This is a genomic window from Bradyrhizobium sp. UFLA01-814, from assembly GCF_046718885.1.
In the GTDB taxonomy this organism is placed as follows: domain Bacteria; phylum Pseudomonadota; class Alphaproteobacteria; order Rhizobiales; family Xanthobacteraceae; genus Bradyrhizobium; species Bradyrhizobium elkanii.
The window spans coordinates 1-3,089 of record NZ_JAQOSR010000335.1 but is presented as its reverse complement, the minus strand read 5'-3'; the positions used below and the strand labels follow the sequence as shown (position 1 = coordinate 3,089).

2 protein-coding genes and 1 riboswitch are annotated in these 3,089 nt (G+C 60.0%); both genes read left to right on the top strand.

Annotated elements, in window-relative coordinates:
• The first annotated feature begins 47 nt into the window (after nucleotides 1-47).
• Complete coding sequence (locus PMN64_RS42545; RefSeq protein ID WP_411785072.1) at nucleotides 48-701, top strand: glycosyl hydrolase; 654 nt, start codon at nucleotides 48-50, stop codon at nucleotides 699-701.
• Nucleotides 702-1,233: 532 nt separating this feature from the next.
• Nucleotides 1,234-1,454, top strand: a riboswitch (cobalamin riboswitch).
• A 110-nt stretch (nucleotides 1,455-1,564) separates the two neighbouring features.
• The coding region (gene metE, locus PMN64_RS42540; RefSeq protein ID WP_411785071.1) for a 5-methyltetrahydropteroyltriglutamate--homocysteine S-methyltransferase at nucleotides 1,565-3,089 on the top strand (1,525 nt) is incomplete at its 3' end.

Here is a 3,089-nt window from a genome sequence, read left to right as displayed (position 1 = left end):
ATCAAGTCAGGTCATCGTCCGCCGCGCCTGTATCGGCAAAGACTCCGATTTGGAGTTCGAGTGCTCCGTACGGGAACTTCTCACGCAATGGATACTCCTGGAACAACGACATATGGGGCGCTGGCGCTGGGCCTCAGACGATTTCGGTGTATGAAGCCAACCGGTGGGGCGTGTGGTCGAACCAGCCTAATTCGAAAGGCATCAAGAGCTATCCGCACGAGTCATTCAATATCGGGAAACCGCTCAGTTCAATCAACACTCTAAGCTCGAGCTTCAACCAGGTTGTTCCTGCTGGTGGCGCTTGGGACGTCGCCTACGATATCTGGGACAGCTCAAAACAGCAGGAGATTATGCTCTGGACAAACTACACCGGAAACCCAGACGGCAGCGGCAACGTAAAGCCGATTTCATATCACTATGACTCTTCCGGGGCGGCGATCCCGGTTTATCGCAATATCCATGCAGGCGGGGCGACTTGGAACGTGTTTGAAGGCTTCAATGGTCACAAAGTCATCTCACTCCTGTGCACTTCGAAGACCAACAGCGGGACAGTGGACATCAAGAGTATCCTGCAGTGGATCAAGTCGACGGGCTATTTCGGCGACATAAACGTCGGTAGCGTGCAATACGGCGTCGAGATCACCTCCTCTCCCGGGGGGATGAATTTCAATTTCAACAACTGGACCGTGACCTCGAAGTGAATATCCGCCTCCTGGGACGTGAGATCTGAAGGGCACCAGCCGCAAACGGCTCGAACGCCATTTCGTGGAACATAAGCCTGCGCGGATGCTCTGCCTCATGGTCGACAGCGTCTCCGAGCACTTCGACCCGAATTTCTAGTTCCGCTCGGAATAAGCTGCTCCGGCTGTCACACTGAAGAGCGAGAGGGCCGCCGGCGCCGGTAGGCACTCCATCACGGCCTCCGACATCGGCAGGATAGGGCCCTTTCTTCACGGCCGCTGAGTTTGAGGCCATCGGCTGCGCGGCTGCGCGATGGTCATTGGCCAGCGTCCGCGTTGGGTTGCCAGCAAGGCGCAATCAGACGTTATTCCGCCATTTCACGGATGACAACGCGCACATGGTTGTCGAAAGCATCCAGATGGGCGCAGAATTCTACGCAATCATTGAGTTGCCACTACAAGTCACTCTATTCTCGTCCGTACAGAGCATCATTCCCTTCGGGATGCCGCAGCGACCATAATTTCTGAGGGTTGACGCAGTCCCTCCCTTGCAGGTAATCGAAACCGTTGAGGTTCTCCAGATCCCGATTGACCTGGAGCTAAGAGGGAAGCCGGTGCGCAGGTTCTTCGGAACGATGCAATACCGGCGCTGCCCCCGCAACTGTAAGCGGCGAGCCATCGTCCATTTCAGCCACTGAAGCGCGAGCTTCGGGAAGGCCGGACGATAGCTAGGACCCGCGAGCCAGGAGACCTGCCTCGGCAACATAAACGTCCACGGGCGGGGTGTCCCGGTGGTGCGGTTGCGACCCGCTCGCCCCTCAACGCGCCTTGCGGAGTCCAGACGTGTCACTACGGCCTTTGCCCCCAACTTTGGGGTTAAGCCAATGTCCTCTATCTCCTCACTTGCGGTCGCAACTCTTGGTACGCCGCGCATCGGTCCACGCCGCGAGCTCAAGCTTGCGCTCGAAAGCTTCTGGTCCGGCACATCGGACGAGAAGGCATTGATCGAAGCCGGGATCGGATTGCGTACCGCCAACTGGGCGCGGCAGAAAAAGCTCGGTGTATCGGTAATTCCGTCGAACGATTTCTCGTTCTACGACCAGGTGCTCGACACCTCGGTGATGGTTGGTGCGATCCCCGCTATCTATGGCTGGACCAGCGGCCCAATATCGCTTGCGACCTATTTTGCGATGGCGCGCGGCAGCCAGGGTGATGTCCAAGACAACTCGCACGGTGCGCCCCGCGGCAACGCCCATCATGGCCAAAGCCTGCCGGCGCAAGAAATGACCAAGTGGTTCGACACCAACTATCACTATATGGTTCCAGAACTTGCGAAGGATCAGCAATTCCGCCTCGTCTCGCGCAAGCCGATCGAGGAATATGAGGAAGCCAAGGCGCTGGGCTACCAGACCAGACCCGTGCTGGTCGGTCCGGTCACCTTCCTCAAGCTCGCCAAAAGCAAGGATGCCGGCTTCGAGCCGCTGTCGCTGCTGGACCGGCTGCTGCCGGTCTATGCCGAGGTGCTGCGGGAGCTTGCCAGCCGCGGCGCAGAATGGGTTCAGATTGACGAGCCCTGTCTGGTGCAGGATCTCGACGAGGCGGCTCAGGACGCGCTGCGGCGTGCCTACGCCGAAATCGCCAGGGCAGTGCCGAAGATCAAGATCATGCTGGCGAGCTATTTCGGCGGCCTCGGCCAGAACCGCGACACGGCGTTCGCGCTTCCTGTGACGGGACTGCATTTCGACCTGGTGCGCGCGCCCGAGCAGCTCGACGACCTCGCCCGCCTGCCCGCCGACCGCGTCGTCTCGCTCGGTGTGCTCGACGGCCGCAATATCTGGCGTGCGGATCTGAGCAGAATCCTCGACCGGCTTGAGCCAGTCGTCGCAAAGCTCGGCAACGACCGTGTGCAGATCGCACCCTCTTGCTCCCTGCTGCATGTACCAATTGATCTCGCCCTGGAAGCCAAGCTCGACGCCGAGGTAAAGAGCTGGCTGGCCTTCTCCGTGCAGAAGATCGAGGAGCTGGCCGCGCTCAGCACGGCACTTGCAAGCGGGCGCCGGTCGATCACAAAGGACTTGGAGGCATCCGACGCCGCCGCGCTAGCGCGCAAGACCTCGCCGCGCATTCACGACGCGAAGGTGGCAAGCCGTATCGCCGGGATCGACGAGGCCATGCGCCGGCGCGTCAGTCGGTTCGAGAAGCGAGCCGAGGTGCAGCATGCGCGCTTCAACCTGCCAGATTTCCCCACGACGACAATCGGCTCTTTCCCGCAGACCCCGGAAATCAGGAAGGCCCGCGCCTCGCATGCCAAGGGAGATCTGAGTGACACCGCCTACAAGACCTTTCTGCAGAACCAGACGGCACGCACTGTGCGCTGGCAGGAAAGCATCGGCCTCGATGTGCTCGTCC